The following is a 26,724-nucleotide window of genomic DNA, read 5'->3' on the forward strand; positions in this document are numbered from 1 at the left end:
ACGGGAGGTCACAGTCGGTCTTCCCTCTCAAGCGTAGGGGACCGGGGCCAGCAGTGTTTAAAGTGTTTAGGCTGCGGGGACTTAAGCTGCGGTGACTAGCCGGCCGGGTAGACGAGCGCTGTTGCTACGGCCGAGATCCCCTCGCCCCGGCCCGTAAATCCGAGTCCGTCGCTGGTGGTGGCTGTGACGCTGACCGGCGCCGCGGCAGCTGCGCTGAGGACCCGCTGGGATTCCTCCCGCCGCGGGCCGAATTTGGGCCGGTTGGCCACGAACTGAACGGCGATATTGCCGATTTCGAACCCGTGGGCGCGAACAATCCTGGCGGCCTCGGCCAGCAGGGTCACGCCAGACGCCCCGGCATACTCGGGCCGGTCCGTACCGAAATGCGTGCCGAGGTCCCCGATCCCGCACGCCGAGAAAAGCGCGTCGGCCGCAGCGTGCGCCACGGGGTCGCCATCGGAGTGACCGGAGAGTCCCCGCTCCCCCTCCCAGAAGAGGCCGCCGAGCCACAACGGCTGCGGCTTGTCGTCGGCGGCGTAGGCGTGGACATCGATCCCGATTCCGGTCCTGGGGATCAGCGGCGCGTTGGTGGACATGCTCATCCCTCCACCCAGCGCACACCTAGGGGCCCCTCGAGGAGGCCTTCGGCCAGGATCAGGTCCAGGGGCGTGGTGATCTTCAGGGACTGGCTTGCGCCGCGCACGGCGTGGACGGGGACACCGATCAGCTCCACCAGCATCGCGTCGTCCGTGACGAGGGCGGCCTGGCCGGCGTCGAACCCGGCGGCAGCCTCGTGGGCGCGTTTGAGGGTGGTGAAGGCGAATCCCTGCGGCGTCTGCACGGCGCGGAGCGACTCCCGCGGCGCCGTCCCGGTGACCAGCTCGGGGGCCACCGCTGCGCCGTCGCCGGTGGTCGGTTCGACGGTCTTGACCGTGTCGACCACCGGAATCACCGGAATGACGGCCGAGGCACCGGCGCCAAGCGCTGCCGCCACCCGGTGAAAGACGGCCTCTGGCACCAATGCCCGGGCGGCATCGTGGACCAGAACCGATTCGGTATCAGGCAGGAGGGCTGCCATCGCGGCGCGGACTGAATCGGCGCGGTTCGCACCGCCGTCGACCACTGTGACGACCGGGACCTGCCCGCCGTAAGGGGACTCCGCGGTGCGGGCGTGCCCGGCCGCAAGCTCTTGCGCGAAGGCCTCGCACAGCGCCCGCAGCTCGGTGTCCCCCGGGGGGATCGCAACGCAGATCTGCTGCGCGATCCCGGCGGCGGCCACGCCACGCAGGGCATGGGTGAGGATACTTTCCCCGCCAAGCGGCACTTTTGCTTTCGGCATGCCGTAGCCCAGGCGCTGGCCGGAGCCGGCGGCCACCACAATGACCGCGGTGGCGTAACCGGCCGGTGACGTATTCGTCGGTGCAGTATCCATGCGCACAAGACTACGTCCCCGCGCCTTCGACTATCCCGTTGCGCTATCAGTTGTGGCTGCCACAATGTGATTTGCCGCGCTCAGAGGGACTCCAAGTGATAGAGCAACGGAAAAAACCAAAAAAGAAGCCCCGGCGGCCTGAGGCCACCGGGGTTCGATTCTTATCTGCGCCGGCCCTGCTGGGGCCGGCCCTGTGCTAGGAAGCCAGAACCTCGTCGAGAACGCTTGCAGCCTTCTCTTCATCGGTCTTTTCAGCCAGTGCCAGTTCCGAAATCAGGATCTGGCGGGCCTTGGCCAGCATGCGCTTCTCTCCAGCGGAGAGACCCCGGTCGTGATCACGGCGCCAGAGATCGCGGACGACCTCAGCTACCTTGATGACGTCACCGGAAGCAAGCTTTTCCAGGTTTGCCTTGTAACGACGCGACCAGTTGGTGGGTTCTTCAGTGAACTCGGCCCGCAGCACATCGAACACGTGCTCCAAACCTTCTTTGCCCACTACGTCCCGAACCCCAACCAGGTCAACGTTTTCTGCTGGAACTTCAATGGTCAGATCACCCTGAGCCACCTTGAGCTTGAGATACATCTTCTCTTCGCCCTTGACAGTGCGCATCTTGATTTCTTCAATTTTCGCTGCACCGTGGTGAGGGTAAACTACTGTCTCGCCGACCTCAAAAACCATGTGGACATTCCCCTTTCCCGCAGACCAGTTTATCACGATTAAGGCATACAACTGGCATCCAAAGGTGCCCGGAACCGCATGAATCCGGGGAAAATGGCCCCAATCCACCCCCTCAAACCCCTTGACGAATGCGGATAATAGTGCCTTTGGCCTTAACTGCCAAGAGGTTTCCGGCTCCGACCAAGCGGGCTCCTGCTCCCGGGAGCGGCACGCGTACGTGCGCTTATGTGTAGGCGCCGAGTCCTTGTTTGAGGACGATTGCGGATAGGCTATGGCTGAATAATGTTCCAAGACTCTCAAGGAGTGCGTGACGTGCGTTTCACTGCGATGAACCGGGGCCAGCGCGGCAAGCTGGCAATGGCTACGGCTGCACTTGGCATTGGCCTGCTGTCCGTGACCGGCTGTGGCTACATCAACCCCCAGCAGACCTCGGAGCAGTACTCGGCATCCGACGGAACCCGTACTGACCTCGGAGCGCTGGAGCTGCGCAACTTCATCATCATCGCCGACGGCGAGGACAAGCCGGGCCGCGTGATCGGCGCCGTGTACAACACCTCCTCCAAGGACGTTGTGCTGACCATCAAGGGCGCGGCGGGGTCCCAGGCCGAAGTTCCGGTCAAGCAGAAGTCCTACACCATGCTCAACGACTCCACCGCTCCGGCGATCCTGAGCGCCGTCAGCGCCAAGCCGGGATCCATGGCCGAGGTGACCATCTCCGAGGACGGCACCAGCCAGGACGCCAAGTTCAAGGTTCCGGTCATGGACGGCACGATCACCGACTACAAGGCGTACCTGCCGACGCCGGAGCCCACCTCCACAGACGCGGCAACGTCGCCTGAGACGGCACCTGCCGAGACGCCCACGCCGAGCAGTACCGCAGGCCACTAGCAACAGCAGCTGGATCTAACGCAAAAGGAGGGGCACCCGCGGGTGTCCCTCCTTTTGCGTTAGATGCAGCTGTCCTGGACATACAGCTGCCCGGCCAGGCCGGGCAGCTTGGTCCGGCTTTAGGGCTCGAACTTGTACCCCAGCCCGCGGACGGTAATCAGGTACCGCGGCGCGGAGGCATCCGGCTCGATCTTGCTGCGCAGCCGCTTGACGTGGACGTCGAGGGTCTTGGTGTCCCCCACATAGTCGGAGCCCCACACTCTGTCGATCAGCTGACCGCGGGTCAGGACCCGGCCCGAGTTCCGCAGCAGCATCTCCAGCAGCTCGAACTCTTTGAGCGGCAAGGCGACCTGCTCGCCCCCGACGCTGACCACGTGGCGTTCAATGTCCATCCGGACAGGACCGGCCTGCACCGTGCTGGAGACGAGTTCCTCCGGTTCGCTCTGGCGCCGCAGGACGGCGCGGACCCGGGCCACGAGCTCCCGCGAGGAGTACGGCTTGGTGACGTAGTCGTCGGCGCCCAGCTCCAGCCCCACTACCTTGTCGATTTCCGAGTCCTTGGCCGTCAGCATGATCACGGGCACCCCGGAGCGCTGCCGGAGTTGGCGGCAGACCTCCGTGCCTGACTGGCCCGGCAGCTGCAGGTCCAGGAGTACGAGGTCGGCACCGTTGCGGTCGAATTCGGTGATGGCGTCCAGTCCGTTGTCCACCACCTCGACCTCAAACCCTTCTTTACCCAACAGATAGGACAGGGGGTCGCTGAAGGACTCCTCGTCCTCGACAATCAGAATCCGGCTCAAGCGGTTGCTCCTTGCTCATGGACGCCGGCGGCGTCACGTCGTTGTGGTCTGGGGTCCCGACCGGAAGTGTGGGCAGCGGGCTTGCCCGCGTCGGAGGCGTCGCCGTCGTCCTGCCCTTCCATCTCGGGAAGTCGAATGGTGAACGTGGAACCCTGGCCAGGCTGGGACCACAGGGTCACCTCGCCGCCGTGGTTGGAAATGACGTGCTTGACGATGCTCAGGCCGAGTCCCGTGCCCCCGGTCTGACGGGAGCGGGCGGCATCCACCCGGTAGAAGCGCTCGAAGACACGCTCCTGGTCCTCGGCGCTGAGCCCATCGCCCTGATCCGTCACCGAGACCGCCACAAGGCCGTCCTTGACCCGGATGCCCACTCCAACCTTGGTGTTCTCCGGCGAGTACCGGATGGCGTTGTCGATCAGGTTGCGCAGGGCGGTCACGAGGAGATCCTGGTCGCCGTACACCATGGCATCAGCGTGCCGGCCAACCACAAGCCGGATGTTCTTGCTCTCGGCCGGCAACTGGGAGCGGTCCACGGCCTCGCTGACCACAGTGTTGATGTCCACCGGGCGGCCCTGCTGCGCAACGTTGGCGCCCTGGAGCCGGGAGAGTTCGATGATGTCCTGCACCAGGGCCGCCAGGCGGGTGGATTCTTTGTGCATGCGCTTGGCGAACCGCTTGACCGCCTCGGGGTCGTCAGCGGACGATTCGAGTGCCTCAGCCAGAAGGGAGATCGCCCCGACGGGTGTCTTCAGTTCGTGGGAGACGTTCGCGACAAAGTCGTTGCGGACTTCCTCGGTGCGGGTGAGTTCGGTCCGGTCATCGGCCAGCAGCAGGATGTATTCCTCCGTAATGACGGCGGCGCGGACCTGGACAATAATCGTTCCCTGGCCGAGCGGGCCGCGCGGCAGCTCCAGTTGCTTTTCAAGGATGACACCGTCCCGCCGCACCTTGGCCGTCAGTTCCAGCAGCTGCTGGTGCACCACGGTGTGCCCGCGGACCAGGCCATAGGCGTAGGCGGCAGGGCTGGCGCGGACCACGCCGTCGATCGCATCCACCACCACAAAAGCGCGGCCGAGGACGGCAAGCACCTCCGCGGCGCCCTCGGGTAGCGAGGGGTCCTCGACGTCGACGTCGACAATGTGCCGCTGCTGCTCACTCACCCGGAACGCGAGTACGCCGAACATGCCAAACGAAAGGCCGATCAGGCCGGCGATCACGCCGATGAGCATTGGATCCACGGCTCCAGCTTATGCTCTGCCATGGGGCCGAAACCGAAATCTCCTGCGATTCGGGGCCCGGTTCAGCTAACGTTCATCTATTGGGGCGTAACAGTTCACCGGACACTGAAAGAGTTGAGCGTTGGAGCGCCGGTAGGTGAACCGAAATAGGCCCGCCACTTTGATTGCAGGCAATATTTCCGAGGAAAGGACGCACACGTGCGTAAGGTTTTTCAGGAGGAGCTCGCCCAGGTACGGGAACAGCTCGTCGAGATCTCAACGCTGGTCACAGAGGCCATCGACAAGGCCACGACAGCCTTCGAGGGTGCCGATATCGACCTCGCCGAGGACGTGATTGCCGCCGATGCCCGCATCGACTTCCTGCAGAACAGCCTCGACGAGCGCGCCATCGACATCCTTGCCCTTCAGGGTCCGGTGGCGAGCGATCTGCGCATGCTGGTTGGTTCGCTCCGGATGAGCGCCTCGCTGGAGCGCATGGGCGACCTCGCCCGCCATCTGGCCCAGCTGGCGCGCCTGCGCTACCCGGCGTCAGTGGTCCCGGACCAGTTGCGCGAGACTTTCAAGAGTTTCGCGGAACAGGACCTGCTGATCGCCCAGAAGCTCACGGAACTGCTGGCAACCCGCGACCTTGCCGTGGCCCGGGACATCATGAAGGCCAACAGCGCCGTCAACGACCTGCACCTGAGCGTTTTCAAGGCGATCGCGCGCAGCGACTGGCAGGAGTCGCCGGCCACCACGGTGGACGTTGCCCTGGCGAGCCGCTACTTTGAGCGCTTCGCCGACCACGGCGTTTCGGTGGCCCAGAAGGTCACGTACCTGGTCACCGGCGCGTGGCAGCCGAACAGCATCGAACACATTTGACGCCGGCTTCGCTCTGGCGTAACTGCGCTTGGCATCTGCGCTGACACAATCGTGCTGACACAACGACGGCGTCCGGTCACCTTGGGGGTGGCCGGACGCCGTCGTTTTTACCGCACTTGCGCTTAGCGCTTGATTTTGTGCTGCGGGTGCCGCTTACTTCTTGCCCTGGTTGGCGACTGCCTGAATGGCCTCGGCCGCGGCCTCGGGGTCGAGGTAGGTGCCGCCCGGGTTCAGGGGCTTGAAGTCCTCATCCAGGTCGTAGACCAGCGGGATGCCGGTGGGGATGTTCAGGCCGGCGATGGCCTCGTCGCTGATTCCGTCGAGGTGCTTGACGAGGGCGCGGAGCGAGTTGCCGTGGGCTGTGACCAGGACGGTCTTCCCAGCCTTGAGGTCTTCCTTGATGTCCGATTCCCAGTACGGCATGAGCCGGATCAGGACATCCTTGAGGCATTCGGTCCGCGGGATGGCGTCGCCGAGGTCCGCGTAGCGCGGGTCCCCCACCTGGGAGAACTCGGAATCGTCGGCCAAGGGCGGCGGCGGGGTGTCGTAGGACCGGCGCCACAGCATGAACTGCTCCTCGCCGAATTCGGCGAGGGTCTGGGCCTTGTCCTTGCCCTGCAGCGCGCCGTAGTGGCGCTCGTTGAGCCGCCAGTCACGCTTGACGTCGATCCAGCCGCGGTCGGCCTTTTCGAGGGCCATGTTCGCCGTGTTGATGGCCCGCTTCAACCGCGAGGTGTAGAGGATGTCCGGGAGGATGTTGTTCTCCACGAGAAGCTCGCCGCCGCGCACCGCCTCGGCACGGCCCTGGTCGTTGAGGTCGACGTCCACCCAGCCGGTGAAGAGGTTCTTGGCATTCCAGTCGCTGTGGCCGTGGCGCAGCAGAATCAGCTTGTAAGTCATGGTTTTTATCCTAGCCGAGCGGTTGGCGGCGGTGCCGTGCGTTACACGGCGCGCGCTTCACCGCAGCGCGCTTCACCGCGGTAAAGCTCCCCTCCGGTCTGTCGCGCGGCTCACCTTGGGCAGGAGGTGAGCCGCGCTGGAGGATAGGCTTGGCCGGTGGTGCAGAAGGCTGAACGGGTGCTGTCCCCCCGGAACCAGGGCGGAACGAGAAGCGGCGCGCGTGGCGGCAGGCCCGTGGGCAACGTGACCCGTGGAACTACGAACCCCAACCGGATGCGCCGCGTGGACCGGTGGCTGACCGGGCCGCAGGCCTGGCGGCTGCGCGCCGCCGCCCATCCCCTCGCCGTCGACCTCGGCTACGGCGCCTCGCCGGCCACCGCCGTCGAACTCTTCGAACGCCTCGCCGCGGTCCGCGCGGACATGCAGGTAGTGGGCGTCGAAATCGAACCGGAGCGCGTCCGGCAGGCCCAGGCACTTGAACGGCCCGGCCTGATGTTCCAGCTGGGCGGCTTCGAACTGCCGGTGACCGGAAATCCCGTTCTGGTCCGCGCCTTCAACGTGCTGCGGCAGTACGAGGAAGCCGACGTGGCGGGCATCTGGCGGCTGGTGCAGGACCGTCTCGCGCCGGGCGGGCTGTTCATCGACGGCACGTGCGATGAAATCGGGCGGCGCGCCGCCTGGGTGGCGCTCGACGTCGAGCGGCCGCTGAGCCTGAGTCTGTCCATGCGGTTCGGCGCCTTCGCGCTGCCCTCCGACGTGGCTGAAAGACTGCCGAAAGCGCTGATTCACCGCAACGTGCCCGGCGAGAAAATTCATGCCTACCTGCAGGCGATGGACAAGGCCTGGCTGGATGCGGCGCCGCTGGCGTCATTCGGGAGCCGGCAGCGCTTTACCGCAATGTGCCGTGCGCTGCTCGACGCCGGCTGGCCCATCCAGGACGGCCCGTCCCGCTGGCGGCTGGGCGAAGTGACGGTCGGCTGGGAAGCCGTGGCGCCGGGAAGTTAGGTTGCGAGCGTGGCCGGCTGTGCTTAAGGGGCCCCGGTCACCAGGGGCCGTAGGGGCCCATGTTGCGGCCGCGGCCGGCGTCTTTGACCGCGGGACGGACGTCGGCGAGGTACACGGACGCGGCCGTCACGGCAGCTAGTCCGAAAATGCCGAGCGAACTGGCGCCGCCGCCGCTGCCCAGCTGCGAGAGCAGTGAGAAGAGGCCCACGGCGAACGCGCCGCCGGTCAGGGCCAGCCAGAAGGTCTTGGTCCGCTTCGATACGGCCTCGAACGCGTTGGCCTTGTGCCGGAGGCAGTCGAAAAACGCCCATGCCTCCAGGGCAAAGGCCACGACGGCCAGGACCAGGTAAACCCCGGATTCGACAAAGTAAATGAGTATGCGTCCGTCCACTCCCCCAGCCTAGCCGTCCAGAGTGCGCAATGCCTGTTCCAAATCGGCCCAAAGGTCTTCGACGTTCTCAATGCCCACGCTCATCCGGACCAGATTGTCCGGCACGCTCTCCGGCTCGGCCGTGTGCCGGCGCCGGCGTTCGATCAGGGATTCCACCCCACCCAGGGACGTGGCGGGGAGCCAGAGGCGCAGGGCGCAGATCATCCGGTCCGCGGCTTCCGCGCCGCTGCAGCCACTGTCCTGCCCAACTACCGGAGCCACTTCAATACACAGAATGGACCCGAACCCCTTCATCTGCTCCTTGGCCCGCACGTGGCCGGGATCCGAGGCCAGCCCGGGGAAGCGGATGCCGGCAACCCGCGGATGGCCGTCGAGCCTTTCGGCCAGGACCTGGGCCGACGCCTGTGAACGCTCGATCCGCAGCGCCAGAGTCCGGAGCCCGCGCAGCGCCAGCCACGCCTCGAACGGCCCGGCGATCCCGCCGTGGATGGTGCGGTGGTGCAGCAGGGCGGCGCGGAGACCGGCGTCGGAGGTCACCAGCGCACCAAGAACGACGTCGGAATGGCCGGAGAGGTATTTGGTCACCGAATGCAGCACGACGTCGGAGCCCAGGCTCAGGGGCTGCTGCACCAAGGGCGTGGAAAAGGTGTTGTCCGTGACGACGATAGCGCCGGCCTCATGCGCCGCGGCGGTCAGGGCACGCATGTCAGCGACGCCGAGCATGGGGTTGGTGGGACTTTCCAGCCACAGCATGCTGGCAGCGCGGCCGTCGGCCGGGGCCAGTGCGGCCACGACGGCGTCGGTGTCCGCGATGTCCACGGTCCGCAATTCGAGGAAGCCCTTGGCCGCCAGTTCGGTGGCCATGGTGACCGAACCCGCGTAGCTGTGCGACGGCATCACGAGCACGCCCTGGGCGGGCACCAGGGACAGGGCCGAGCTCACGGCGGCGAGTCCCGAGGCGTAAAGCAGGCCCGGCAGGTCCGCGCCTTCCAGCTGGGCCAGCGCCTCTTCGAAGGGGTCCCACGTGGGATTGGAATACCGGCCGTAGCCGCGGTCGCCGTCGCCCAGCGGTCCGGTGCCGAAGTAGGTCGAGGACAGCACAAGCGGCGGGTTGACCGGTTCGTCGCGGGTGCGGGGCGGGCGCCCTGCCGCCACAACCAGGGAATCCGGCGAAAGCGTGGCGGCCTGCTCTTCAGAAAGACTCATGGAGACAGGGTACGTGGGCGCCCCGCAGGGTACCCAAGCCGTTACGCCGCACACCTGAGGTGTCGGTGATTGTCGGTACTCTTGAACAGTGACTACCCAGAGCCCCGGAGCGTCCCGCCAACCGTTGCCCAGACTCTTGCCCGGACTGTTTATTGCCTTCGAGGGCGGAGACGGCGCCGGCAAGTCCACGCAGGCGGCTGAACTCGCCAAAGCGCTGGAATCCGGCGGCTTCACAGTGCTGCGGACCAGAGAACCGGGCGGCACGGCGATCGGCGAGAAGCTGCGTTCGCTCGTGCTGGATCACGGCCACGGCCACATTGACGCCCATACCGAGGCCCTTATTTTCGCGGCGTCCCGTGCCGCGCACGCGAGCCAGGTCATCCGGCCCGCCCTGGAACGCGGCGAGATCGTGCTCACGGACCGGTACATCGACTCTTCGGTCGCCTACCAGGGCGCCGGCCGCGGCCTCGGGACCGAGGCGGTCCGGGACATCAACGCCTGGGCCACCTCCGACTTGCAGCCGAACCTGACGGTACTTCTCGACGTCGAGCCCGCCGTTGGCCGGCAACGCCGCACAGCCGGCGAGGCCGCCGAAGACCGCCTCGAGTCCGAGGCCGACGAATTCCACTCCAAGATCCGGTCGGCCTTCCTGGACCTGGCCGCGGCCCGGCCCGAGGCCTACCTGGTTCTGCCCGCCCGCCTGCCCGTCGCCGAACTCGCCGCCCGGATCTTCGAGCGCGTCGAATCCCTGCTGGCCGTCACCCAAAGCACCACAGCATGAGCGTCTGGGACGATCTCCAGGGCCAAGACGCCGTCGTGGCCCAGCTGCGCCAGGCTGCCGAGGGTGAAGGGCTGACGCATGCATGGCTTTTCACCGGCCCGCCGGGCTCCGGCCGTTCCAACGCCGCGAAGGCCTTCGCCGCCGCCCTGAACTGTGACCAGGAGGACGTCAGCCTGCGGGGCTGCGGCGAATGCGCGGCATGCCTGACCATCCTGGGCGAAACTCATTCCGACGTCGCGTTCGTGCGGACGGAGAAGGTCACCATCACCATCGATGAGGCACGCGATCTCGTGTCCACCGCCGGGAACCGGCCGTCGTCCGCCCGGTGGCGGATCATCGTGGTGGAGGACGCGGACCGGATGGCCGAGCGGACCACCAACGTGCTGCTCAAGGCCATCGAAGAACCCACTCCCCGCACCGTCTGGATGCTCTGCGCACCCTCCCCCGCCGACGTCCTCGTGACGATCCGCTCCCGCTGCCGGGCGGTGGCACTGCGGCTTCCGCCGGCCGCCGCCGTCGCGGCCCTGCTGGTCAAGCGCGACGGCGTGGACCCGACGGTAGCCGAGCGCGCCGCCCGAGCCGCGCAAAGCCACGTCGGGATCGCCCGCCGCTTGGCCCGGGACCCGGAGGCCCGGGAGCGCCGCCTTGAGACTGTGCGGTTTCCGTTGTCCCTTCGCGGCGTCACGGCGGCGGTGATGATGGCCGAGAAGCTGGTCAAGATCGCCACCGAGGAAGCCAACAGCTCCAATGACGAGCGCGACGCGGCCGAGAAAACCGCGCTGCTGGCCACCCTCGGGGCGCCCGAAAGCGGCACATTGCCGCCGGCCATGCGGAGCCAGGTCAAGCAACTCGAGGACGACCAGAAGCGCCGGGCCAAGCGTTCCGTCACCGATTCCCTTGACCGCACTTTGACGGACCTGCTGTCCTTTTACCGGGATGTCCTGATCATCCAGATGGGGAACGCAGTGGAACTCGTCAACGTTGAACTCAGAAGCGAACTCGAAGACTTCGCCTCCCGTTCCACCGCCGAAGTGACTCTTGCCCGCATGGACGCCGTCAACAAAGCCCGCACGCGGATCACCACCACAAATGTGGCTCCGCTGCTGACGATCGAATCCATGGCTGCCAGCCTTATTTGACGGTCCCGACCGCCATTTGACGGTCACAGCCGCACCAACAACATCTTTGCTCCGTTCCAATCCTCCAAGGAGAACCGCATGAAGCCTGCTCGACCCCAGCCCGCAAGATCCCGATCCCTGGCGATCGGCGTGCGGGCCGTCGGCGCCATGGCCCTGGCCATCACACTGGCCTCATGCTCCCTCTTCGGCGGTGGCAACGGCGGGTCGAGTGCCGCGAAGGGGGCACCGGGCCAGGCGGACCCGTCAATTGTCGATGCGGCGCCGGCGGAGCTGCGCAGTTACTACTCCCAGCAGGTCGACTGGAAGCCGTGCGAAGGGGGCGACTTCCAGTGCGCCAAGATCAAGGTTCCGCTGGACTACGGCAAGCCCGACGGCGACCGTATTGAAATTGCGGCCATCAAGCTCCCCACGACAGGCGACAAGAAGGGCACCCTGCTGGTCAACCCGGGCGGCCCCGGCGGTTCGGGTTACGACTTCGTCAGGGACGCGGCCAACACCAACATTTCGGACAAGGTCCGGTCCGCCTATGACATTGTGGGCTTCGACCCCCGCGGTGTGAAGCGTTCCGCCCCGGTCACCTGCCTCACGGACAAGGAACGGGACGCGTCCCGCGCCAAGAGCTACGCCCTGGACACCGACGCCGGACTGAACGAGGCCCTCGCCGACAACAAGGCCATCGCGGCCAAGTGTGTGGAGAAGACCGGCCCGGTCCTGGCCCACATCGACACCGTCAGCGCCGCGAAGGACCTCGACATCCTGCGCGGGGTGGCCAACGACGCGAAGCTGAACTACCTCGGATACTCCTACGGAACCCGCCTGGGCTCCACTTACGCGTCGCTGTTTCCGGACAACGTAGGCCGGCTGGTCCTTGACGGCGCCATGGACCCGTCGCTGAGCCAAGAGGAACTGACCAGCGACCAGGCCGTGGCCTTCGAAAAGGCCCTCCACTCCTATGTTGCCAAGTGCCAGCAGACTTCCGGGTGCCCGCTCACGGGAAGCGTCGAGGCAGGCGTCCAGCAGATCCATAACGCCATCACAGCGGCCGAGGCGAACCCGCTGCCGGCGAAGGACGGCCGGAAGGTCTCCGGCTCGACATTTGTCAGCGGCCTCATTATCCCGCTATACAACAATGACAATTGGCCGATTCTCACCCGTGCGCTCGCGACGGCCCTCAGCGGCGACGGCACAGGCATGCTGCAGCTGGCCGACTTCGGCGCCGACCGGGACCCCAGCGGTACTTACTCGTCGAATAGCACTTTCGCCTTCAACGCCATCAACTGCCTGGACTATCCGATGGTGTCCGACACCGCTTCTATGCGCGCCGAGGACCAAGAGCTCCGCAAGGCATCGCCCACCCTGGGTTACTACTTTGCCTACGGCGCCAGCAACTGCAAGGACTGGCCGTACAAAAACCTCCGCACCCCGGCCCCCGCGGAGTACAGCGGCTCGGCACCGATTGTTGTTGTTGGAACCACCGGCGATCCGGCCACCCCGGTGGAATGGGCCAGCGCCCTGCGCAAGCAGCTCGGGAACGCCTCACTGCTGACCTGGAAGGGTGAGGGCCACACGGCCTACGGCCGTTCCAACAGCTGCATCGGCAACGCCGTCGATGACTACCTGGTGGACGGCAAAGTCCCGGCGGACAACACCGTCTGCTAGGTCCGCCGGGGAGCCTCATGGCGGACTCAGCCGCTCATTTTGACCCGGACGCAGGGACTCTATTACAGTTGTCTCTTGCATGATCCGCCCGGTTCGCCGGGCATTCATGTGGTTGCTTCCTTAGCTCAGTTGGTAGAGCGTCTCACTCGTAATGAGAAGGTCGCCAGTTCGATTCTGGCAGGAAGCTCGGACGGCAAGCCAAGGAAACCCCTGGAAATCAATGATTTCCAGGGGTTTCTTTCGTTTTCGTTGACAACAGCGTCGATCTATCTGTTCCCTACGATTTCGACGCATCCCGGGGTATTCGTCAGAACGCTGCGCCGTTGCTACTCAAGTGGTCTGAGTGCGGATCGGACCAGAATGATGTCAGCGCCGTACTTGCTGTCCAGTTCTCGCTGGATGGTGCCGTCGTCGTACGCAACCAATATGACGAGGTAACCGTTCTGGATTCCCGATATGAGGATGGGCTGGCCCCCTGCAGATTGAAGATCGTGTTGGATCTGCATGAGCCGCGCCTTGTTGCTCGCTCCCGGCTTCCCCGTGACGGGCCGCGCAGCGTCAGGAATACCTGTCTCGGTGGGCGAGACTGGAGCCGGCTCACGGGTTTGGACGAATTCACCGTTGTCCCAGGTTCCCGTCACCGTGTAGCTCCCCCAAGTGACGCCAGCTGCCCTTTCGTACCCGGTCAGGGCGGACCAGTCCCAGTTCCTGAGCACAGGGCCGCCGCATGCTTGTGGCGGATAGGAAGACGTCATGGCCCCTAGGCAGAACACCGGCGGGTTGGCGCCTTTCTGCAAGACGGTCCCGCTGCCGGTCAGTTCGGGCCCCAAAGCCGTTTGGGGAGCAGTGCTGGTCGGCCCGGCCGCAGGTGGAGCCGGTACAGCGCATCCGCTCAACAAGGCGGCCACCGTTGCAACGACACAGGACATGCGCTTATTCATAGGGACATAGTCCCCTGCTGTGCCAGCTAGGAGAACGACGCAGGCGGAACTGACGCAGGGTCGTGACCTCATGTGCGGCGGGCGGTTGCCGTTGCCCGGATCAGTCCTCGTGGGGGTCGGTACGGTCTGGCTCCGCGTTATCCTCGGCCTCCCTATACCGGATTTCGGCGACCTTTTTCCGGGCGTCTTCCCGAACGTCGGAAAATCTGATCACGGGCCAGTCGTAGTTTGCAATCAGGTCAGTGAGGCGCTGAATGATGAGGCTCCCTTCGAGCTGGTCATCGATATAGGCCAAGGTCACAGGAACGTCCCGCCCCATGTCGGCGATGACCTCACCTTGCCCGGGGGTGGCAAAGTCCGGCCGGCCGGTGGTTGTGGTCAGAAATGTCCGCTCGTCAGCGTTGAGGTAGGCGATCCTGTCGATCCGTGTGACGTTGAGGGCGTCGGTGGATGTCTGAAGAATGCGCATGGTCCATGCCTTTCTCGCTTCTGCTGTCAGGCTACTCCGGTGGCCTCCTCGTCGGGAGCCACCGGCGCGTGGACCCATGTCCGTCGCGGCGGACAAAAGGGCTGGTCGAGCGGCTGGCAGAGGAACTGGGGTCAACCTTTCACCGGGGCCGGGCACAGCTTCCAGCCCGCGGCGCCTCGCGCGCGGCCCTTGCCATCCCGGCGGCCGTTCGGGATGATGCCTAGGCGCGGTGCTTTAGTGCCTAAGCCGAAAGGGGCGCCCATGCTGCAGGCATTTGGCTGGGGTCTGCTTGCCGGGTCCTCCTACTTCCTGGGTGGATTGCTCGCCCTGCGGTGGCGCGTTGGCAACAGCGTCCTGCTCGGCATCCTGACCGGGATCGGCGCCGGCGCCCTGCTCTCGGCCGTCGCCTACAAGCTCGTCGCCGAGGCCGGGCGGCTGGCCGGCGGAAGCGGTTATGTAGGGGTGGGACTGATCGGCGGGGCCGTGGCGACGGCGTGGGTGGTGACGGGTGCCGTGCGCGGCCGGCGGCTGTCCGAACAACCCGTCCACGAGCCCAGGTTCCTTGTGATCGGGCTGTCCGTGGTCGCCGAAGCGGTTGTTATCACCGGGGCGCTACTCAGCGGCTACGGCATCAGTGCCGCGGTGCTTGCCGCTGTCTTCCTCTGCGGCGTGCCCGAGGCCATGGCCGACACCGGACCGCTGCGCAAGTCAGGCATGACCACCCGTCACGTCATGTCCGCCTGGCTGGCCATGACGTTCTTATGCGCCGCGTCGGTGGCCCTCTTCACGGTGCTGCTGCAGGCAGCCCGGCCCGAGGTGGTGGCCTTCGCGCTGGCCTTCGCTGCCGGCGGCATCCTGACGAACGTAACGACCCGCATGGTGCCGGAGGGGCTCCGGGACTCCGGCGCCGCCACCGGCATCGCGATCGCCGTCGGATTCGGCCTCTCGTTCGCCCTTGTAGAGATCCTCGGCGGGCACTGAGGCCGTGGCCGGTTTCATCCATTGGATTTCCCGTGACGCCGCGGCCCTGGCGGGTACCGGATCCTGGTCCCGTTTCCTGCGGTCAGGCGCTGGACCCAGGGGTGAAGTAGTTGTGGACGTCCAGATACTTCACGGTAGGTGGCGAGGGGATGCCGACCTCGGCGGTGTACGGGCCGATCTGGTCCTTCGCGAAGGCGTCGTAGAGCTCCCTCGACTGCCACAGGTCCGTGACGAGGATCCCGTCGTCGGTGGCGGCCACCCAGTGCCCGAGCGCCCCGGCCGGCGCGGGCCCTCCCGGCGTAAGGCCCATCTTGCCTATGACTTGGTCGTACTGCTCCAGCGTGGCACCGGCGAATTCCATGATGACTGCGACGGCCATTTTCTTCTCCTCACAGGCGGCAGGCCGCAAGGCAACGGCCTGCGATTGGTTTGATACGGCACGGTCTACGCCGGCGCCGGGCAGGCGTCAATACGTCGCGGGTTGGCGGCATCGTGAGCCCCCCGCGGACCGCCGCCTGGACCGCCGTCGATAGTTCAGGAGCAGGCCACTTCCCCCAAGCAGGCGCCGAGTCAAAGGACACGCCGCGCCCTTACCCGGCTACTTCAGCGTCAGCACCGGGTTGACGGGGGCTTTGAGCGAATCCACCTGCAGGCCCACGGACAGTCTCTGGCCGGCGGCGATCTTGGTGGCCCAGTCCGCGCCGCTGCAGGTCACCGAGACCTTGGGGACCACCGTGCAGCTGATGCCCCAGGAGTTGGCCACCCGGGTGACGTTCGGGTCGGGCCAGCTCACGCTCCAGCTGGAGGCCGCCCGGAGCCCGGTGACCTCGATATTGGCCACGTAGCCACCGGTCCACGAACTGCCGAGTTTCCAGACCGCGCTGATCGGCCCGCCTGTCGTCGGCGCGGGAGACGCTGTCGGCGCGGGAGACGCCGTCGGCGACGGCGACGCGGTGGCGGTGGGCGACGGCGATACCGTCGGCGAGGCGGTCGGCGTCGGCGATGCCGTTGGCGCCGGCGACGGCGTGCCCTTCAGGATGGGCGCGAGGGCGGTCAGTTTGGCGGTCTCCGGGGTGCGCCAGTCCGCCTGGACAAGGCCTCCGGTGATTCCGCTGTTCGGATTGAACGACCAGTACGCGAAGCTCATGGCATTGGTCCCGAGGTAGGAGACGATCTTCGCCATCCACTGCTTGTCGGATGTGGTCTGCAGCGCGGTCCCGAATTCGCCGAGCAAAACCGGGGCGATGCCCTGCTTCTGCAGGTATCCCCAGTTGGCATCCCACACGGCTGGCAGGTTGTTGGGGTAGTTGGGGTCGCTGAACCATTTCTGGGCATACAGCGACGCCGGGTAGTCGTGCGGGGAATAGACCACGCGGTTGGGCGTGGCCAGGGTGACCGGTTTGTTCTTGACGTCGGCCAGGCCGCCGCCCCACCAGGTGGAGGTGCCGTTGCCTTGGTTTTCAATGCCTTCAATGATGATCAGCAGATTGGGGTTGGAGGCAAGGACGGCGTTGCCGCCACGAGTGGACGCAGCCTGCCAGTCGGTGGCGGCGGCCCCGCCCCAGGTCGCTGCCCCGGCGGGCTCATTGTGAAGGTCAGCACCGATGACGGTGGGATCGTTCTTGTAACGGGTGGCGAGCATCTTCCAGTCGGCGATCCACTTCGACTCCGGATAGGCGGAGGTGTACCAGAGCGGGGACTGGTCGGCGGACGAGGGCCGGTGCCGGTCCAGGATGATTTTGAGGCCGTTGGCCTTGGCGCGGGCGATGACGGTGTCCATCAGGACCAAGGGCGTTTTGCCCTCAAGCGCGTAGGCGCGGTTGGCCCAGTAATTCAGGTTGCCCTTGATGGACGCCGCAGCCAGGCACTCGTTGGAGAAAGGCAGGCGGACGGTGTTGAATCCCATCGACTTGATGTTGGCCAGGGCGTCGTCGATGGTCAGGGTCCCCCAGAGGCCGTGCGGCATGCAGTCAGGGGTTTCCATGCCGAACCAGGACGCGGCTTTGATCGTGTACGGGGCATTGTTCGAGTCCAGGATCGTCCCGCCGGAGGTGTGCAGCCAGCCGGTGGGCGCCGGAGTCGTTGTCGCGGCAATGGCTTGGGGCGGTGCCACCACGGCGACGCCGGTGAGGGCCAGTCCGGCGGCCACAGCGAAGCCAAGAAGCGCGGCGGTCACGGCATGCCGTCTTACGCCGGCGTGGCGTGGCGGATTCGAAAACGGTTTCACAATTCCTCCATGAGAGTGGCGTGCGGGTGCTGCCTTCGAGCCGATACGGTCCTCGCAGTGCGGGGCTGCTGCCGGGATGCAAGAGGCCCCTCCCGGCCGGTGCCGGAGGGGGCCTCTTGCCCGGGTCTTAGCGGTTTGCCGCCGCCGAGCCCATGACAACAACGATAAGGATGACCGCAAAGGCGATCGACGCGTAGCCGATGACCAGGGCGGCGATGGCCAGGCCGCGGCCGCTCTCTCCGGTGGTCTTGATCTGGTTCAGGGCGATGTGGCCCAGGATAATGCCGAGCAGGCTGATGAAAAAGGAAGAGACCAGCGCCGCGATGGCAAGTCCGTTGGTCTTCGCGGCAACGGGCGCGGGCGCGTAGCCCTGGTACTGGGGTGAGCTCATGGTTGTGAAGCCTTTCGATGCGTCATTGTGGGTCCCCCCGGCCCGCACAATACGGATCGGCTCTCAAAAAGTACCAAGCCGCAGGCAGGAAAGAACCACTTTGGTCAATATTTCCTTCCGCGCCTCGACGTAGCCGCACGGGCCTGACCTGCGTATAGTCTCTTTCCGGGCGTCCGCCAGCTCAGGAAATGGAACGGCCCGGGCTGCGTTCCTGGCGGGGGCGGACTCCTATGATGCTTCCATGGGAACGCGCGAACTTGAGGGCATTGCAGGGCCGCTGTATGCATTGCCGTACGGCGAGTTCGTGGCGGCAAGAACGGCTGCGGCCAAAGACCTCAGCACCGTTGGCCTCACTGCGGCCGAGCAGCGTGCCCTGGCGGCCGATGTCAGAGCCCTGCCCAAGCCGTCGGTGGCTGCGTGGGCGGTGAACATACTCGCGGTGCACAACCCCGAAATCCTGCGCGAGCTGGCCGGCCTGGGAACATCGATGCAGGCCGCGCAGGACGCGCTGGATGCCGCCGACCTCCGCCGCCTCGCCCAGGAGCGGCGCCAGCGTCTGGCCGGCGCGGTAAAGACGGCACAAGCCCTCGCAGCCGAGCAGGGACGGGCCATCAGCGCGGCCGTGGCGACGGAAGTGGAGCAGACCCTGCGTGCCGCCACCGCCGACCCCGGGGCCGCTGCTGCTGTGCAGAGCGGCTGGCTGCTCCGGGCACTCTCGGCGGACGGGGTGGACGTCGTCGATCTCGCCGGCGCCGTGGCTGTCCCCGGGAGCCACGCGCCCACGGTAGCCGGTACAGCAACCGTGCGGGGAACGGCCGCCGTTCGCGGGACCGAGCCGGCGGCAGGCGCCCGCGGGACCGAACCCGCGTCACGGACTGCACGCGGCAGTACTAGCGCCGGAAAGCCACCGGAACAGCCCCGCCTCCGGGCCGTTGGGAAAGCACGAACGGCGCCCACGCCGTCCGCGGTGGAACGCGCGCGGGCCGGCCTGGAGGCGGCCGAGGAGGCCGCCGCGGAGGCCGACGAAGAAGCCCGCCGCGCGGCCGCCGAGCTGGCGGAGGCGGCGGCCGAAACCACCCGGTTGACGGATGAGGCGCGCGACCTCAGGCGGCGTCTGGATGCCGCAGAGACCGGGCTCAAGGGTGCACGGAAACGTGCCGAACTGGCGGCGGCCCTGGCGCAGCAAACGGCCCGGGCCGCGGATCGGGAACGCCGCAAGGAAGTCCTGGCGCGGGAACGGGTACTGCGGCTTGGCAACACGCCGGAGGAGTGAAGTCTTAGTGTCGGAGGTGGGTTGCACACTGGAATCATGGAGAACAACCAGAAATTCCAGCCCAGTTTCAAGCAAAGTTTCGAACCGGATCTCAACGGTGCACACGATGGCGCACTGTATTTCGCGGTCACGTACCTGGACACCGACTGCGGCCGGATCCGCACCGAGAGCTTCGATGACCTTGCCGCGGCGGACCGCTTCGCCAGCCGGTGCATCGCGGGCGAAGACGGTTGGGCCGTCGTCGATGCGATCCCGGCGAAAGAGCACCGGGCCGCCGCCTAGGCAGCAAAAAGGGCCTCCACCCGTGCGGGTGAAGGCCCTGTGCGAACGTCGGCTGGCTGCCGGCGTCGTGGGACTGTTGCTTAGGCGAAGTCGGAGACAGCCGGGTCCGGGCCGATTCGGCCGGCGTCTTCGGCGGAACGGTCCAGTCCGTTGATGGCCTGGATGTCGGTCTCGTCGAGGGTTACGCCCAGAGCCGCGTAGTTCTCGCGGATCCGGGACTCGGTGACCGACTTCGGGATGACCACGTTGCCGATGGCAAGATGCCACGCGATGACAACCTGGGCCGGGGTGGCGCCGTGCTTGGCGGCTATTTCGGAAATGACGGCGCTCTCGAGAAGCTCCCCGCCCTGGCCCAGCGGCGACCAGGCCTGAGTGAGGATGCCCTTGGACGCGTTGAATTCGCGCAGGTCGGCCTGGTTGAAGAACGGGTGCAGCTCGACCTGGTTGATGGCCGGAACCACGCCAGTCTCATCGATCAGGCGCTGCATGCCCTCCTTGGTGAAGTTGGAGACGCCAATGGTCTTGACCCGGCCCTGCTTCTGGAGCTCGATGAGGGCCTTCCAGGTGTCGACGTATTTGTCCTGCTTCGGCTGCATCCAGTGGATCAGGTACAGGTCCAGGGTTTCGAGGCCCAGCCGTTCCATGGACTCCTCGAACGCCTTCAGGGTGGACTCGTAGCCCTGATCCGCGTTCCACAGCTTGGTGGTGATGAAAATTTCCTCGGGCTTGAGGCCGGAACGCTCAATGGCGCGGCCCACCCCTGCTTCGTTGCCGTAGATCTTTGCCGTGTCGATGTGGCGGAAGCCGGCCTCGAACGCCTGCACAACCACCTTTTCGGCCACGTCATCTTCAACCTGCCACACCCCGTAGCCGAGCTGCGGGATGGTGTTGCCGTCATTGAAAGTCAGTTCCGGTGAAAAAGTCATACTAAGCATCCTGCCAACATCAGCGCCGTCCGGCCAGCGTCAGAGCCCAGCTAAGCTAGGCGCGTAACCGGGAATAGGGAGAATGTCAGGGCTACCGGCAAAGCCGGAGCCAAGCCACCGCCGGGCGCCAATGAGCGGAAGGGCTCAGGCCGGCGCCGCCCTGGTGCCGTCAGCCTCCGCAAGCCGCCGCTCGGCGTCGTGGACCTGTTCCAGAACGGAATCGGCGCGCCGCCGCACCGAGGCAGCCCCCGCCGGGACCGGCCCAACGGCGAGCCGGAGCATCGCGGCCGCCTCAGCCGTCATGGCCAACGAATTGCCTGCCGTCGACAGTGCCCGGTGAACCCCTGCCAGCGGTCCCGGGATATCCAATCCATTGCTAGGAAACCGGCGCTGGGCCTCCACGCAGACCTGCCGCACCCTGGGCGCGAGAGCGGAGAGCTGGTTGGCGATGTCGACGAGTTCGCCGTACAGCGCCTCGTCCTCGACCCCCTCGAGGACCTGGTGGTACCGGTCAAGGCCGCGGTTGAAGCGGTCATGGGCGCGCCGCCAGAGGCCCTTGCCGAGTTCGGCGTCGTCCCTGCGGCCTTGCCGTGCTGCGCTGAAGAACCCCAAGGTCGCGCTAAAGGTACTGGCCCGGGCCGTGGTCCGGGTCCACGGGTTCAGGGGCCTCCGAGGAATCGGCGCCGCGGCGCGGCGCCGCGGCCCGGACCGGTTCGCCGTCCTCCCCGATGATGACACCCGGCGCGATCACTGTTCCGGGCGGCAGCTGGCGCAGCTGCATCTGGGCGTACGCGTGTTCCCTGGCGGCGTGCTGGGCCGCGATGGCCGTCTGGATGCCGTGGAAGAGTCCCTCAAGCCAGCCGACCAGCTGGGCCTGGGCTATCCTCAGTTCCGCGTCGGAGGGGGTGGCGTTCTCCGAAAAGGGAAGGTTGATCCGTTCAAGCTCCGCAACGAGCTCCGGGGCCAGCCCGTCCTCGAGTTCCTTGATGGAACGGTCGTGGATTTCGGCGAGCCGGACGCGGGCCTTGTCGTCCAGGGGCGCGGACTTCACCTCGTCCAGCAACTGTTTGACCATGGTGCCGATCCGCATGACCTTCGCGGGCTGGTCCACGAGGTCCTGAAGTTCGCTTCCCCGGGGCGGTCTGGGGCCCGAACCGGGTCCACCGGTGTGGCCGGCCGCCGCCGCAGCCGGTGATGCCAACGGCGTGCCGGGTCCGGTGTCGTCCAGGGGCGTGCCTTCGACGGGGACGTCGTCGGCCGTTTGGGCGCCGGGCTGAGTGTCGTGCTGATCGCTCATGGCTTCATACTCTCACGCGCGAGGCGGCGCGGCCCCGGCATCCGCCCGAAGCGGAAGGGACGGCGTCGGACACCCTCGTGCCCAACACCGCCCCTCCCCCGGCCCCTGCCGGACGCCTGCTCAGCAGCGCCTACTCAGAAACACGGCTCAGCAGAGCCTACTCAGAAACACGGTTCAGCAGCACCGTCCCTGGGGACTCGTGTCCTGCCGGTCGGTTCTGTCACGCCAAAACTCCCGCTCCGTCAGGGGCGGGCCGGTGTGTCCAGAGGCCTCATGGTGCTCCAGGTACTTCTTGTAGGCATCGGCGCCCAGCACTCCGCCGAGGTACCCGGCAAACCCGCGGAACCCGGCAAGTACCGCGTTCACGGCCGGCTCCGCATCAGTGGTGCCCGGACTTTTCGAGCCGCTCTCCGGCCGGGTGCTGGTTCCACTCGGTCATGAGGTCGCGCTCCGCCGCCGTGGGAACAAACCCTGCCGGAGCGAAGACACGGGAGGCCCGCGCGGGGTCTTCGTTCTCGGCGTTGGGGAGCCCCGCCGCCGTGTTCCGCAGGGCCTTGATGGTTGCCATCACTGCCGTGATGATGACGATGATGCTCAGCACCACGAAGATGATCGACAGCCATCCCTGGACCATGGTGTTGCGGACCACGGCTTCCATGGCGGCCTGCGTCTTGGCGGTTCCAAACGAGGTCTTGCCGTCCGCGAGGGCCTTGGCGAAGGCTGCGTTGTTGGCGAAGTAGCCCACCGCCGGAACGGGCGAGAAGATCTTGTAGAAGCTCGCCGTGATGGTCACGACGGCGGCGAACGCCAGCGGCACCGCCACGATCCACAGGTACTTCAGGGCGGTGCGCTTGGCTGCAATGGCCAGGCAGACCGAGAGTGCGATCGCCGCCAGCAGCTGGTTGGCGATGCCGAACAGCGGGAACAGGGTGTTGATGCCGCCCAGCGGGTCGGTGACGCCCATGATCAGGACGGCGCCCCAGGCCGCCACCATGACGGCCGTGCAGAGCCACGCGCCCGGGCGCCAGGAGTGCTCCTTGAACTTCGGGACGAAGTTGCCGATCGAGTCCTGGAGCATGAAGCGGGCAACTCGGGTGCCGGCGTCGACCGCGGTGAGGATGAACAGCGCCTCGAACATGATGGCGAAGTGGTACCAGAACGCCATCATCGCGGTGCCGCCGATGAACTGCTGCATGATGTGGGCAAGGCCGACGGCGAGGGTGGGCGCGCCGCCGGAGCGGGACACGATGCTTTGCTCCCCCACGTCCTTGGCCGTCTGCGCGAGATCGCCGGCCGTGATGTTGACGCCGGACAGGCCCAGGCTGTTGACCCATGCGGCCGCGGTCTCGACCGTTCCGCCGGTCAGCGCCACGGGGGCGTTCATGGCGAAGTAGATGCCGCGGTCAATGGAGATCGCGGCCACGAGGGCCATGATTGCCACGAAGGATTCCATGAGCATGCCGCCGTAGCCGATCAGGCGCGTCTGGCGTTCCTTCTCGATCAGTTTCGGTGTGGTGCCGGAGGCGATCAGGGCGTGGAACCCGGAGAGAGCGCCGCAGGCGATCGTGACGAACAGGAACGGGAACAAGGCGCCGGAGAAGACCGGACCGTTGTCACGGCCGGCGTACTCGCTGAACGCCGGCACCGTGATCTCGGGGCGGACCACGATGATGGCCAGGGCCAGCATCACGATCACGCCGATCTTCATGAAGGTGGAGAGGTAGTCGCGGGGGGCCAGGAGGAGCCAGACGGGGAGGATGGCTGCGATGAAGCCGTAGATGATGAGGCCCCACGCGATGGTGACCTTGTCCAGGTGGAAGAACGCGGCACCCCACTCGGTGCCTGCCACGGCACCGCCGCCGATGATGGCGGCCATGAGCAGCACGAAGCCGATCAGGGAGACCTCCATGACCTTGCCCGGCCGGATGAAGCGCAGGTACACGCCCATGAAGAGGGCGATCGGGATGGTCATGCCAACCGAGAAGACACCCCACGGGCTTTCGCCCAGGGCGTTGACCACCACGAGGGCAAGGATGGCGACGATGATCACCATGATGAGCAGGGTCGCAACGAGGGCGGCGGTGCCGCCGATCACGCCGAGTTCCTCGCGGGCCATCTGTCCCAGCGACCGGCCGCCGCGGCGCATGGAGAAGAACAGGACGAGGTAGTCCTGGACGGCGCCGGCCAGGACGACGCCGATGATGATCCAGATCGTGCCGGGCAGGTAGCCCATCTGGGCCGCGATGACCGGGCCCACCAGGGGTCCGGCGCCGGCGATGGCGGCGAAGTGGTGGCCGAACAGGACGTTGCGGTCCGTGCGGACGTAGTCCTTGCCGTCGGCCTTGTATTCGGCCGGGGTGGCGCGGCGGTCGTTGGGCTTGGCCAGGTAGCGCTCAATGACTTTGGAGTAGAAGCGGTAGCCGATCAGGTACGTGCAGACCGACGCGAACACAAACCAGATGGCGTTGACGGTCTCGCCGCGGATGATTGCGAGCATGAACCACGCGACGCCGCCCAGCAGAGCGATGGCCGCCCACAGCGCGATCTTGGCGGGCGTCCAGGTGCGGTCCGCGGAGTCGCGGACAGACTCATCCACCGACGTCGGTGGGAGGGACGGATCCGGAACGATCCCGTCGTCGAGTTGTGCGGTGGCGTGCATGCCGCCGTGCATACTGCCGTTCGAGCTGTCGCGTTGTGTGCCATCTGGCATTGTGCCCATGTCTCCTCCTTGAGAAACCCAGCTGGGCAGTCCACCGGTACAGAACTGCCCCCCGCACCCTACCAATGCTGCCGCCCCTTGGCGGCCGTCCTGCGCCCGGCGGCATGGTTCGCGCGACGAGCGGCGTGCCAGGCTATCCCTGGAAGTTGCTGAGCTGCATGAGGCGGGCCTCGCAGAGATCCAGCCAGCGCACTTCCGCTTCGGTCTGGAAGATGAGGGAGTCCAGCACCAGGAGCCTCGCGGTGTCGGCCGGGCGCTGGAGCGCGGCCGTGTCGCGGCGGGACTTTGTGTACTCCTGCAGCGCCCGGATGGACACGGCCCGCTGGGCCTGGATGATGGCGCCGACGTCGGTCCCGGGGATCGTGAGGCCGACGGCGAGCTTGATAGCCAGTTCATTTCGGGGCGGATTCGCGCGGGATACCGGGGCCGCGAACCAGTCACGGACTTCTGCCTGGCCGGCCGGGGTGATGCTGTAGATGACGTGCCCGTCGCCGTCGCCGCCGTCGTTGCGGACCAGCCCGTCGCGTTCCAGCCGGTCAAGGGTGGTGTAGACCTGCCCGATGTTCAGCGGCCAGGAGGCACCCGTGCGGTCCTCGAATTCGGTCCTGAGCTGGTAGCCGTAGCGCGGGCGGTCCTGCAAGAGGGCGAGGAGACTGTGACGGATAGACATGGCGCTCCCGGAGGTCACGAAATCACACAGCATACACGCGCCCCAAGACGCGTGTATACCGCGTATGGACCTACGCTATCGCTTTTACTGCCCTTGCCGCAAAACAACGCATGCTCCGGACGGAATAAGTGGCTCCCGGCCAGCGGTTTAAGTCAGCCGGTGCCTTACTACATGACCAGCAGGACCTTGCCCACGTGGTCGCCGGAATCGAAGTAGGTGTGCGCGGCGGCCACCTGGGCCAGCGGGAAGGTCTTGGCCACGAGGGGCCTGATCCTGCCGTCGGTGAGCATCGGCCACACGGCGTCGCGGACGGCGTTCATGATCACGGTCTTTTCCTCAACCGGGCGGGGTCGCAGCGCGGTGGCGATGATGGCGGCCCGCTTCCGCAGCAGCTGCCCAAGGTCCAGTTCCGCCCTCGCACCGCCCTGCAGCCCGATCACCACGAGTCGTCCGTAGTCGGCGAGCGCATCGATGTTCTGCTCGAGGTACTTGGCCCCGACGACGTCGAGGATCACATCCGCGCCTTTGCCGCCGTTCTGCGCGCGCAGGCTCGCCGGGAAGTCTTCCTCCGCGTAGTTGATGGCGATGTCCGCCCCGAGGAAGGCCTTGGCGGTGCCGACCTTTTCCGCGTTGCCCGCCGTCGTCGCCACCCGGGCGCCAACCGCCTTGGCCAGCTGGATGGCCATGGTGCCAATACCGCCTGTGGCCCCATGGATGAGGACAGTTTCGCCCGGCTGCAGCTGCGCCGTCATGATCAGGTTGGAATAGACCGTGGCGGCCACCTCGGGCAACGCTGCCGCCGTGACCAGATCCACGCCGTCGGGGATCCTCAAGACCTGCCCGGCAGGAACGGCCACTTGCTGGGCATAACCGCCGCCGGCAAGCAGCGCCACCACCTTGTCCCCCACGGAAAATGCCTTGGTTACCCCCGGGCCGAACCCTGCAATCCGGCCGGAGACCTCCAGCCCGGGGACCTCGGAGGCACCCGGGGGCGGCGGGTAGAACCCTTTGCGCTGTTGGACATCGGCACGGTTAAGGCCCGCGGCCACGACGTCGATCAGCACCTCGCCGGGGCCGGCCACCGGGGCCTGAACCTCACGGACTTCCAGGACCTCGGGTCCGCCGGGCTCTGAAATATAGACAGCCTTCATGGAGCACTCCCGATTCCTAACTGGCTCCGCGCACGTTGGCCGCGATCGCCAGGTCCTATCAACATCACTCCCCAGAATATGGCGGGGAGCAGCACGCGTCCGCAAACGCACCGTGTTTATGGTTTTTGTTGCAGCCGACTGCCTATGAAAGACTACTCGTTAGGGAAGGTTGTCCGAGCGGCCGATGGAGCTGGTCTTGAAAACCAGTGTGCGGTGACCCCGTACCAAGAGTTCGAATCTCTTACCTTCCGCGAACAATGCCCCCGTTCCCGCATTTCATGCCGGAAACGGGGGCATTTTTGCGCTGTGGCCGCTGCCCCATGGTCCCGCGTGGTCGTTTCGCGGGGGTGGACGTCCTGGCGGGCAGATCAGGGCGGGTTCGAGGCCGGCATTCGCCCTGATCTGCCCCACAGCCGTC

General features: G+C 66.4%; 29 protein-coding genes and 2 tRNA genes. 11 read left to right on the top strand and 20 right to left on the bottom strand.

What is annotated here, in order from left to right; translation table 11 throughout:
• Window positions 1–95 precede the first annotated feature (95 nt).
• From ispF to ACFRJ8_RS15910, 3 genes are all read right to left on the bottom strand, one after another.
• A complete protein-coding gene (ispF, locus tag ACFRJ8_RS15900; protein ID WP_377987126.1) occupies window positions 96–602 on the bottom strand; it encodes a 2-C-methyl-D-erythritol 2,4-cyclodiphosphate synthase in 507 nt (168 codons plus the stop codon).
• Complete coding sequence (gene ispD / locus ACFRJ8_RS15905) at window positions 599–1,432, bottom strand: 2-C-methyl-D-erythritol 4-phosphate cytidylyltransferase (RefSeq protein ID WP_377987127.1); 834 nt, start codon at window positions 1,430–1,432, stop codon at window positions 599–601. Before ispD ends, ispF begins: the two co-directional genes overlap by 4 nt.
• 196 nt (window positions 1,433–1,628) lie before the next feature.
• Entirely contained in the window at window positions 1,629–2,111 is a 483-nt protein-coding gene (locus tag ACFRJ8_RS15910; RefSeq protein WP_026266570.1) for a CarD family transcriptional regulator, read from the bottom strand.
• Between the two features lie 327 nt (window positions 2,112–2,438).
• Between ACFRJ8_RS15910 and ACFRJ8_RS15915 the strand changes: the two genes are divergently transcribed.
• Complete coding sequence (locus tag ACFRJ8_RS15915) at window positions 2,439–2,999, top strand: hypothetical protein (protein ID WP_377987336.1); 561 nt, start codon at window positions 2,439–2,441, stop codon at window positions 2,997–2,999.
• Window positions 3,000–3,118: 119 nt separating this feature from the next.
• On the opposite strand, the gene ACFRJ8_RS15920 is transcribed toward ACFRJ8_RS15915, so the two are convergent.
• Together ACFRJ8_RS15920 and ACFRJ8_RS15925 are read right to left on the bottom strand one after the other, a co-directional pair.
• A complete protein-coding gene (locus ACFRJ8_RS15920; RefSeq protein ID WP_090953827.1) occupies window positions 3,119–3,799 on the bottom strand; it encodes a response regulator transcription factor in 681 nt (226 codons plus the stop codon).
• Window positions 3,796–5,028: a sensor histidine kinase gene (locus ACFRJ8_RS15925; protein WP_377987337.1), complete on the bottom strand. Its 1,233-nt coding sequence runs from the start codon at window positions 5,026–5,028 to the stop codon at window positions 3,796–3,798. The genes ACFRJ8_RS15920 and ACFRJ8_RS15925 overlap by 4 nt, the downstream gene beginning before the upstream one ends.
• A gap of 207 nt (window positions 5,029–5,235) precedes the next feature.
• On the opposite strand from ACFRJ8_RS15925, the gene phoU reads away from it, so the two are divergent.
• Window positions 5,236–5,898 (top strand): phosphate signaling complex protein PhoU, encoded by a 663-nt coding sequence (gene phoU, locus ACFRJ8_RS15930; protein WP_377987128.1) that lies wholly within the window; start codon window positions 5,236–5,238, stop codon window positions 5,896–5,898.
• A 153-nt stretch (window positions 5,899–6,051) separates the two neighbouring features.
• Here the strand turns inward: phoU and ACFRJ8_RS15935 are convergent, their stop codons facing one another.
• Window positions 6,052–6,798: a phosphoglyceromutase gene (locus ACFRJ8_RS15935; protein ID WP_377987129.1), complete on the bottom strand. Its 747-nt coding sequence runs from the start codon at window positions 6,796–6,798 to the stop codon at window positions 6,052–6,054.
• Between the two features lie 156 nt (window positions 6,799–6,954).
• Here ACFRJ8_RS15935 and ACFRJ8_RS15940 point away from each other — a divergent pair, with 156 nt between their 5' ends.
• Window positions 6,955–7,803 (top strand): class I SAM-dependent methyltransferase, encoded by an 849-nt coding sequence (locus ACFRJ8_RS15940; protein WP_377987130.1) that lies wholly within the window; start codon window positions 6,955–6,957, stop codon window positions 7,801–7,803.
• Window positions 7,804–7,840: 37 nt separating this feature from the next.
• Here ACFRJ8_RS15940 and ACFRJ8_RS15945 read toward each other — a convergent pair whose 3' ends face one another.
• Entirely contained in the window at window positions 7,841–8,194 is a 354-nt protein-coding gene (locus tag ACFRJ8_RS15945; RefSeq protein WP_079552051.1) for a DUF2516 family protein, read from the bottom strand.
• Between the two features lie 9 nt (window positions 8,195–8,203).
• On the bottom strand, window positions 8,204–9,400 hold the full coding sequence (locus tag ACFRJ8_RS15950) for a trans-sulfuration enzyme family protein (protein ID WP_377987131.1): 1,197 nt from the start codon (window positions 9,398–9,400) through the stop codon (window positions 8,204–8,206).
• Window positions 9,401–9,524: 124 nt separating this feature from the next.
• Here ACFRJ8_RS15950 and tmk point away from each other — a divergent pair, with 124 nt between their 5' ends.
• From tmk to ACFRJ8_RS15970, 4 genes are all read left to right on the top strand, one after another.
• Entirely contained in the window at window positions 9,525–10,181 is a 657-nt protein-coding gene (gene tmk, locus ACFRJ8_RS15955; protein ID WP_377987338.1) for a dTMP kinase, read from the top strand.
• On the top strand, window positions 10,178–11,320 hold the full coding sequence (locus ACFRJ8_RS15960; protein ID WP_377987132.1) for a DNA polymerase III subunit delta': 1,143 nt from the start codon (window positions 10,178–10,180) through the stop codon (window positions 11,318–11,320). The genes tmk and ACFRJ8_RS15960 overlap by 4 nt, the downstream gene beginning before the upstream one ends.
• 78 nt (window positions 11,321–11,398) lie before the next feature.
• Window positions 11,399–12,979 carry an alpha/beta hydrolase gene (locus ACFRJ8_RS15965; protein WP_377987133.1) on the top strand — a complete coding sequence of 527 codons (1,581 nt, stop codon included), beginning with the start codon at window positions 11,399–11,401 and terminating at the stop codon, window positions 12,977–12,979.
• A gap of 114 nt (window positions 12,980–13,093) precedes the next feature.
• Window positions 13,094–13,166, top strand: a tRNA-Thr gene (locus ACFRJ8_RS15970).
• A gap of 139 nt (window positions 13,167–13,305) precedes the next feature.
• Here ACFRJ8_RS15970 and ACFRJ8_RS15975 read toward each other — a convergent pair.
• Together ACFRJ8_RS15975 and ACFRJ8_RS15980 are read right to left on the bottom strand one after the other, a co-directional pair.
• Window positions 13,306–13,485, bottom strand: coding sequence for a hypothetical protein (locus ACFRJ8_RS15975; protein ID WP_377987134.1), 180 nt, complete (start codon window positions 13,483–13,485; stop codon window positions 13,306–13,308).
• Window positions 13,486–14,020: 535 nt separating this feature from the next.
• Complete coding sequence (locus ACFRJ8_RS15980) at window positions 14,021–14,389, bottom strand: hypothetical protein (protein ID WP_377987135.1); 369 nt, start codon at window positions 14,387–14,389, stop codon at window positions 14,021–14,023.
• 261 nt (window positions 14,390–14,650) lie between these two features.
• On the opposite strand from ACFRJ8_RS15980, the gene ACFRJ8_RS15985 reads away from it, so the two are divergent.
• Window positions 14,651–15,370 carry a hypothetical protein gene (locus ACFRJ8_RS15985; RefSeq protein WP_377987136.1) on the top strand — a complete coding sequence of 240 codons (720 nt, stop codon included), beginning with the start codon at window positions 14,651–14,653 and terminating at the stop codon, window positions 15,368–15,370.
• Window positions 15,371–15,452: 82 nt separating this feature from the next.
• On the opposite strand, the gene ACFRJ8_RS15990 is transcribed toward ACFRJ8_RS15985, so the two are convergent.
• The 3 genes from ACFRJ8_RS15990 to ACFRJ8_RS16000 all read right to left on the bottom strand — a co-directional run bounded on the left by ACFRJ8_RS15990 (window position 15,453) and on the right by ACFRJ8_RS16000 (window position 17,988).
• Window positions 15,453–15,749, bottom strand: a complete 297-nt coding sequence (locus ACFRJ8_RS15990; protein WP_377987137.1) for a hypothetical protein — start codon at window positions 15,747–15,749, stop codon at window positions 15,453–15,455.
• Between the two features lie 219 nt (window positions 15,750–15,968).
• Window positions 15,969–17,546, bottom strand: a complete 1,578-nt coding sequence (locus ACFRJ8_RS15995) for a cellulase family glycosylhydrolase (RefSeq protein WP_377987138.1) — start codon at window positions 17,544–17,546, stop codon at window positions 15,969–15,971.
• Between the two features lie 178 nt (window positions 17,547–17,724).
• Window positions 17,725–17,988 (bottom strand): DUF4190 domain-containing protein, encoded by a 264-nt coding sequence (locus ACFRJ8_RS16000; RefSeq protein WP_377987139.1) that lies wholly within the window; start codon window positions 17,986–17,988, stop codon window positions 17,725–17,727.
• Between the two features lie 241 nt (window positions 17,989–18,229).
• Between ACFRJ8_RS16000 and ACFRJ8_RS16005 the strand changes: the two genes are divergently transcribed.
• Together ACFRJ8_RS16005 and ACFRJ8_RS16010 are read left to right on the top strand one after the other, a co-directional pair.
• Complete coding sequence (locus tag ACFRJ8_RS16005) at window positions 18,230–19,261, top strand: hypothetical protein (RefSeq protein WP_377987140.1); 1,032 nt, start codon at window positions 18,230–18,232, stop codon at window positions 19,259–19,261.
• A 36-nt stretch (window positions 19,262–19,297) separates the two neighbouring features.
• Complete coding sequence (locus tag ACFRJ8_RS16010) at window positions 19,298–19,543, top strand: hypothetical protein (protein WP_377987141.1); 246 nt, start codon at window positions 19,298–19,300, stop codon at window positions 19,541–19,543.
• 80 nt (window positions 19,544–19,623) lie between these two features.
• Here ACFRJ8_RS16010 and ACFRJ8_RS16015 read toward each other — a convergent pair whose 3' ends face one another.
• The 7 genes from ACFRJ8_RS16015 to ACFRJ8_RS16045 form a co-directional block, all read right to left on the bottom strand.
• Window positions 19,624–20,469, bottom strand: a complete 846-nt coding sequence (locus ACFRJ8_RS16015) for an aldo/keto reductase (RefSeq protein ID WP_377987142.1) — start codon at window positions 20,467–20,469, stop codon at window positions 19,624–19,626.
• A 144-nt stretch (window positions 20,470–20,613) separates the two neighbouring features.
• On the bottom strand, window positions 20,614–21,081 hold the full coding sequence (locus ACFRJ8_RS16020) for a hypothetical protein (protein ID WP_377987143.1): 468 nt from the start codon (window positions 21,079–21,081) through the stop codon (window positions 20,614–20,616).
• Window positions 21,082–21,088: 7 nt separating this feature from the next.
• Entirely contained in the window at window positions 21,089–21,766 is a 678-nt protein-coding gene (locus ACFRJ8_RS16025) for a bacterial proteasome activator family protein (protein ID WP_377987144.1), read from the bottom strand.
• Window positions 21,767–21,940: 174 nt separating this feature from the next.
• Window positions 21,941–22,132 (bottom strand): YbdD/YjiX family protein, encoded by a 192-nt coding sequence (locus tag ACFRJ8_RS16030; protein WP_377987145.1) that lies wholly within the window; start codon window positions 22,130–22,132, stop codon window positions 21,941–21,943.
• Window positions 22,133–22,145: 13 nt separating this feature from the next.
• Window positions 22,146–24,425, bottom strand: a complete 2,280-nt coding sequence (locus ACFRJ8_RS16035) for a carbon starvation CstA family protein (RefSeq protein WP_377987339.1) — start codon at window positions 24,423–24,425, stop codon at window positions 22,146–22,148.
• A 193-nt stretch (window positions 24,426–24,618) separates the two neighbouring features.
• Window positions 24,619–25,155, bottom strand: coding sequence for a PadR family transcriptional regulator (locus ACFRJ8_RS16040; RefSeq protein ID WP_377987146.1), 537 nt, complete (start codon window positions 25,153–25,155; stop codon window positions 24,619–24,621).
• 167 nt (window positions 25,156–25,322) lie between these two features.
• Window positions 25,323–26,306, bottom strand: a complete 984-nt coding sequence (locus tag ACFRJ8_RS16045; protein ID WP_277526514.1) for an NAD(P)H-quinone oxidoreductase — start codon at window positions 26,304–26,306, stop codon at window positions 25,323–25,325.
• A gap of 163 nt (window positions 26,307–26,469) precedes the next feature.
• Between ACFRJ8_RS16045 and ACFRJ8_RS16050 the strand changes: the two genes are divergently transcribed.
• Window positions 26,470–26,557: transfer RNA gene (locus ACFRJ8_RS16050), tRNA-Ser, on the top strand.
• The last annotated feature ends 167 nt before the right edge of the window (window positions 26,558–26,724 follow it).

This window comes from Arthrobacter sp. NPDC056886 (genome assembly GCF_042788715.1).
Classification (GTDB): domain Bacteria; phylum Actinomycetota; class Actinomycetes; order Actinomycetales; family Micrococcaceae; genus Arthrobacter.

What these genes read in the sequence shown, in the direction of transcription:
- ACFRJ8_RS15985 (WP_377987136.1), top strand. Translation starts at nt 14,651, where the DNA reads ATGCTGCAGGCATTTGGCTGGGGTCTGCTTGCCGGGTCCTCCTACTTC.
- ACFRJ8_RS15925 (WP_377987337.1), bottom strand. Translation starts at nt 5,028, where the DNA reads ATGCTCATCGGCGTGATCGCCGGCCTGATCGGCCTTTCGTTTGGCATG.
- ACFRJ8_RS16015 (WP_377987142.1), bottom strand. Translation starts at nt 20,469, where the DNA reads ATGACTTTTTCACCGGAACTGACTTTCAATGACGGCAACACCATCCCG.
- ACFRJ8_RS15960 (WP_377987132.1), top strand. Translation starts at nt 10,178, where the DNA reads ATGAGCGTCTGGGACGATCTCCAGGGCCAAGACGCCGTCGTGGCCCAG.
- ACFRJ8_RS15980 (WP_377987135.1), bottom strand. Translation starts at nt 14,389, where the DNA reads ATGCGCATTCTTCAGACATCCACCGACGCCCTCAACGTCACACGGATC.
- ACFRJ8_RS15915 (WP_377987336.1), top strand. Translation starts at nt 2,439, where the DNA reads ATGAACCGGGGCCAGCGCGGCAAGCTGGCAATGGCTACGGCTGCACTT.
- ACFRJ8_RS16005 (WP_377987140.1), top strand. Translation starts at nt 18,230, where the DNA reads ATGGGAACGCGCGAACTTGAGGGCATTGCAGGGCCGCTGTATGCATTG.
- ACFRJ8_RS15975 (WP_377987134.1), bottom strand. Translation starts at nt 13,485, where the DNA reads ATGCAGATCCAACACGATCTTCAATCTGCAGGGGGCCAGCCCATCCTC.
- ACFRJ8_RS15950 (WP_377987131.1), bottom strand. Translation starts at nt 9,400, where the DNA reads ATGAGTCTTTCTGAAGAGCAGGCCGCCACGCTTTCGCCGGATTCCCTG.
- ACFRJ8_RS16010 (WP_377987141.1), top strand. Translation starts at nt 19,298, where the DNA reads ATGGAGAACAACCAGAAATTCCAGCCCAGTTTCAAGCAAAGTTTCGAA.
- ACFRJ8_RS16000 (WP_377987139.1), bottom strand. Translation starts at nt 17,988, where the DNA reads ATGAGCTCACCCCAGTACCAGGGCTACGCGCCCGCGCCCGTTGCCGCG.
- ACFRJ8_RS15910 (WP_026266570.1), bottom strand. Translation starts at nt 2,111, where the DNA reads ATGGTTTTTGAGGTCGGCGAGACAGTAGTTTACCCTCACCACGGTGCA.
- ACFRJ8_RS15965 (WP_377987133.1), top strand. Translation starts at nt 11,399, where the DNA reads ATGAAGCCTGCTCGACCCCAGCCCGCAAGATCCCGATCCCTGGCGATC.
- ACFRJ8_RS16025 (WP_377987144.1), bottom strand. Translation starts at nt 21,766, where the DNA reads ATGAGCGATCAGCACGACACTCAGCCCGGCGCCCAAACGGCCGACGAC.
- ACFRJ8_RS16040 (WP_377987146.1), bottom strand. Translation starts at nt 25,155, where the DNA reads ATGTCTATCCGTCACAGTCTCCTCGCCCTCTTGCAGGACCGCCCGCGC.
- ispD (WP_377987127.1), bottom strand. Translation starts at nt 1,432, where the DNA reads ATGGATACTGCACCGACGAATACGTCACCGGCCGGTTACGCCACCGCG.
- ispF (WP_377987126.1), bottom strand. Translation starts at nt 602, where the DNA reads ATGAGCATGTCCACCAACGCGCCGCTGATCCCCAGGACCGGAATCGGG.
- ACFRJ8_RS15990 (WP_377987137.1), bottom strand. Translation starts at nt 15,749, where the DNA reads ATGGCCGTCGCAGTCATCATGGAATTCGCCGGTGCCACGCTGGAGCAG.
- ACFRJ8_RS16045 (WP_277526514.1), bottom strand. Translation starts at nt 26,306, where the DNA reads ATGAAGGCTGTCTATATTTCAGAGCCCGGCGGACCCGAGGTCCTGGAA.
- ACFRJ8_RS16035 (WP_377987339.1), bottom strand. Translation starts at nt 24,425, where the DNA reads ATGCACGCCACCGCACAACTCGACGACGGGATCGTTCCGGATCCGTCC.
- ACFRJ8_RS15935 (WP_377987129.1), bottom strand. Translation starts at nt 6,798, where the DNA reads ATGACTTACAAGCTGATTCTGCTGCGCCACGGCCACAGCGACTGGAAT.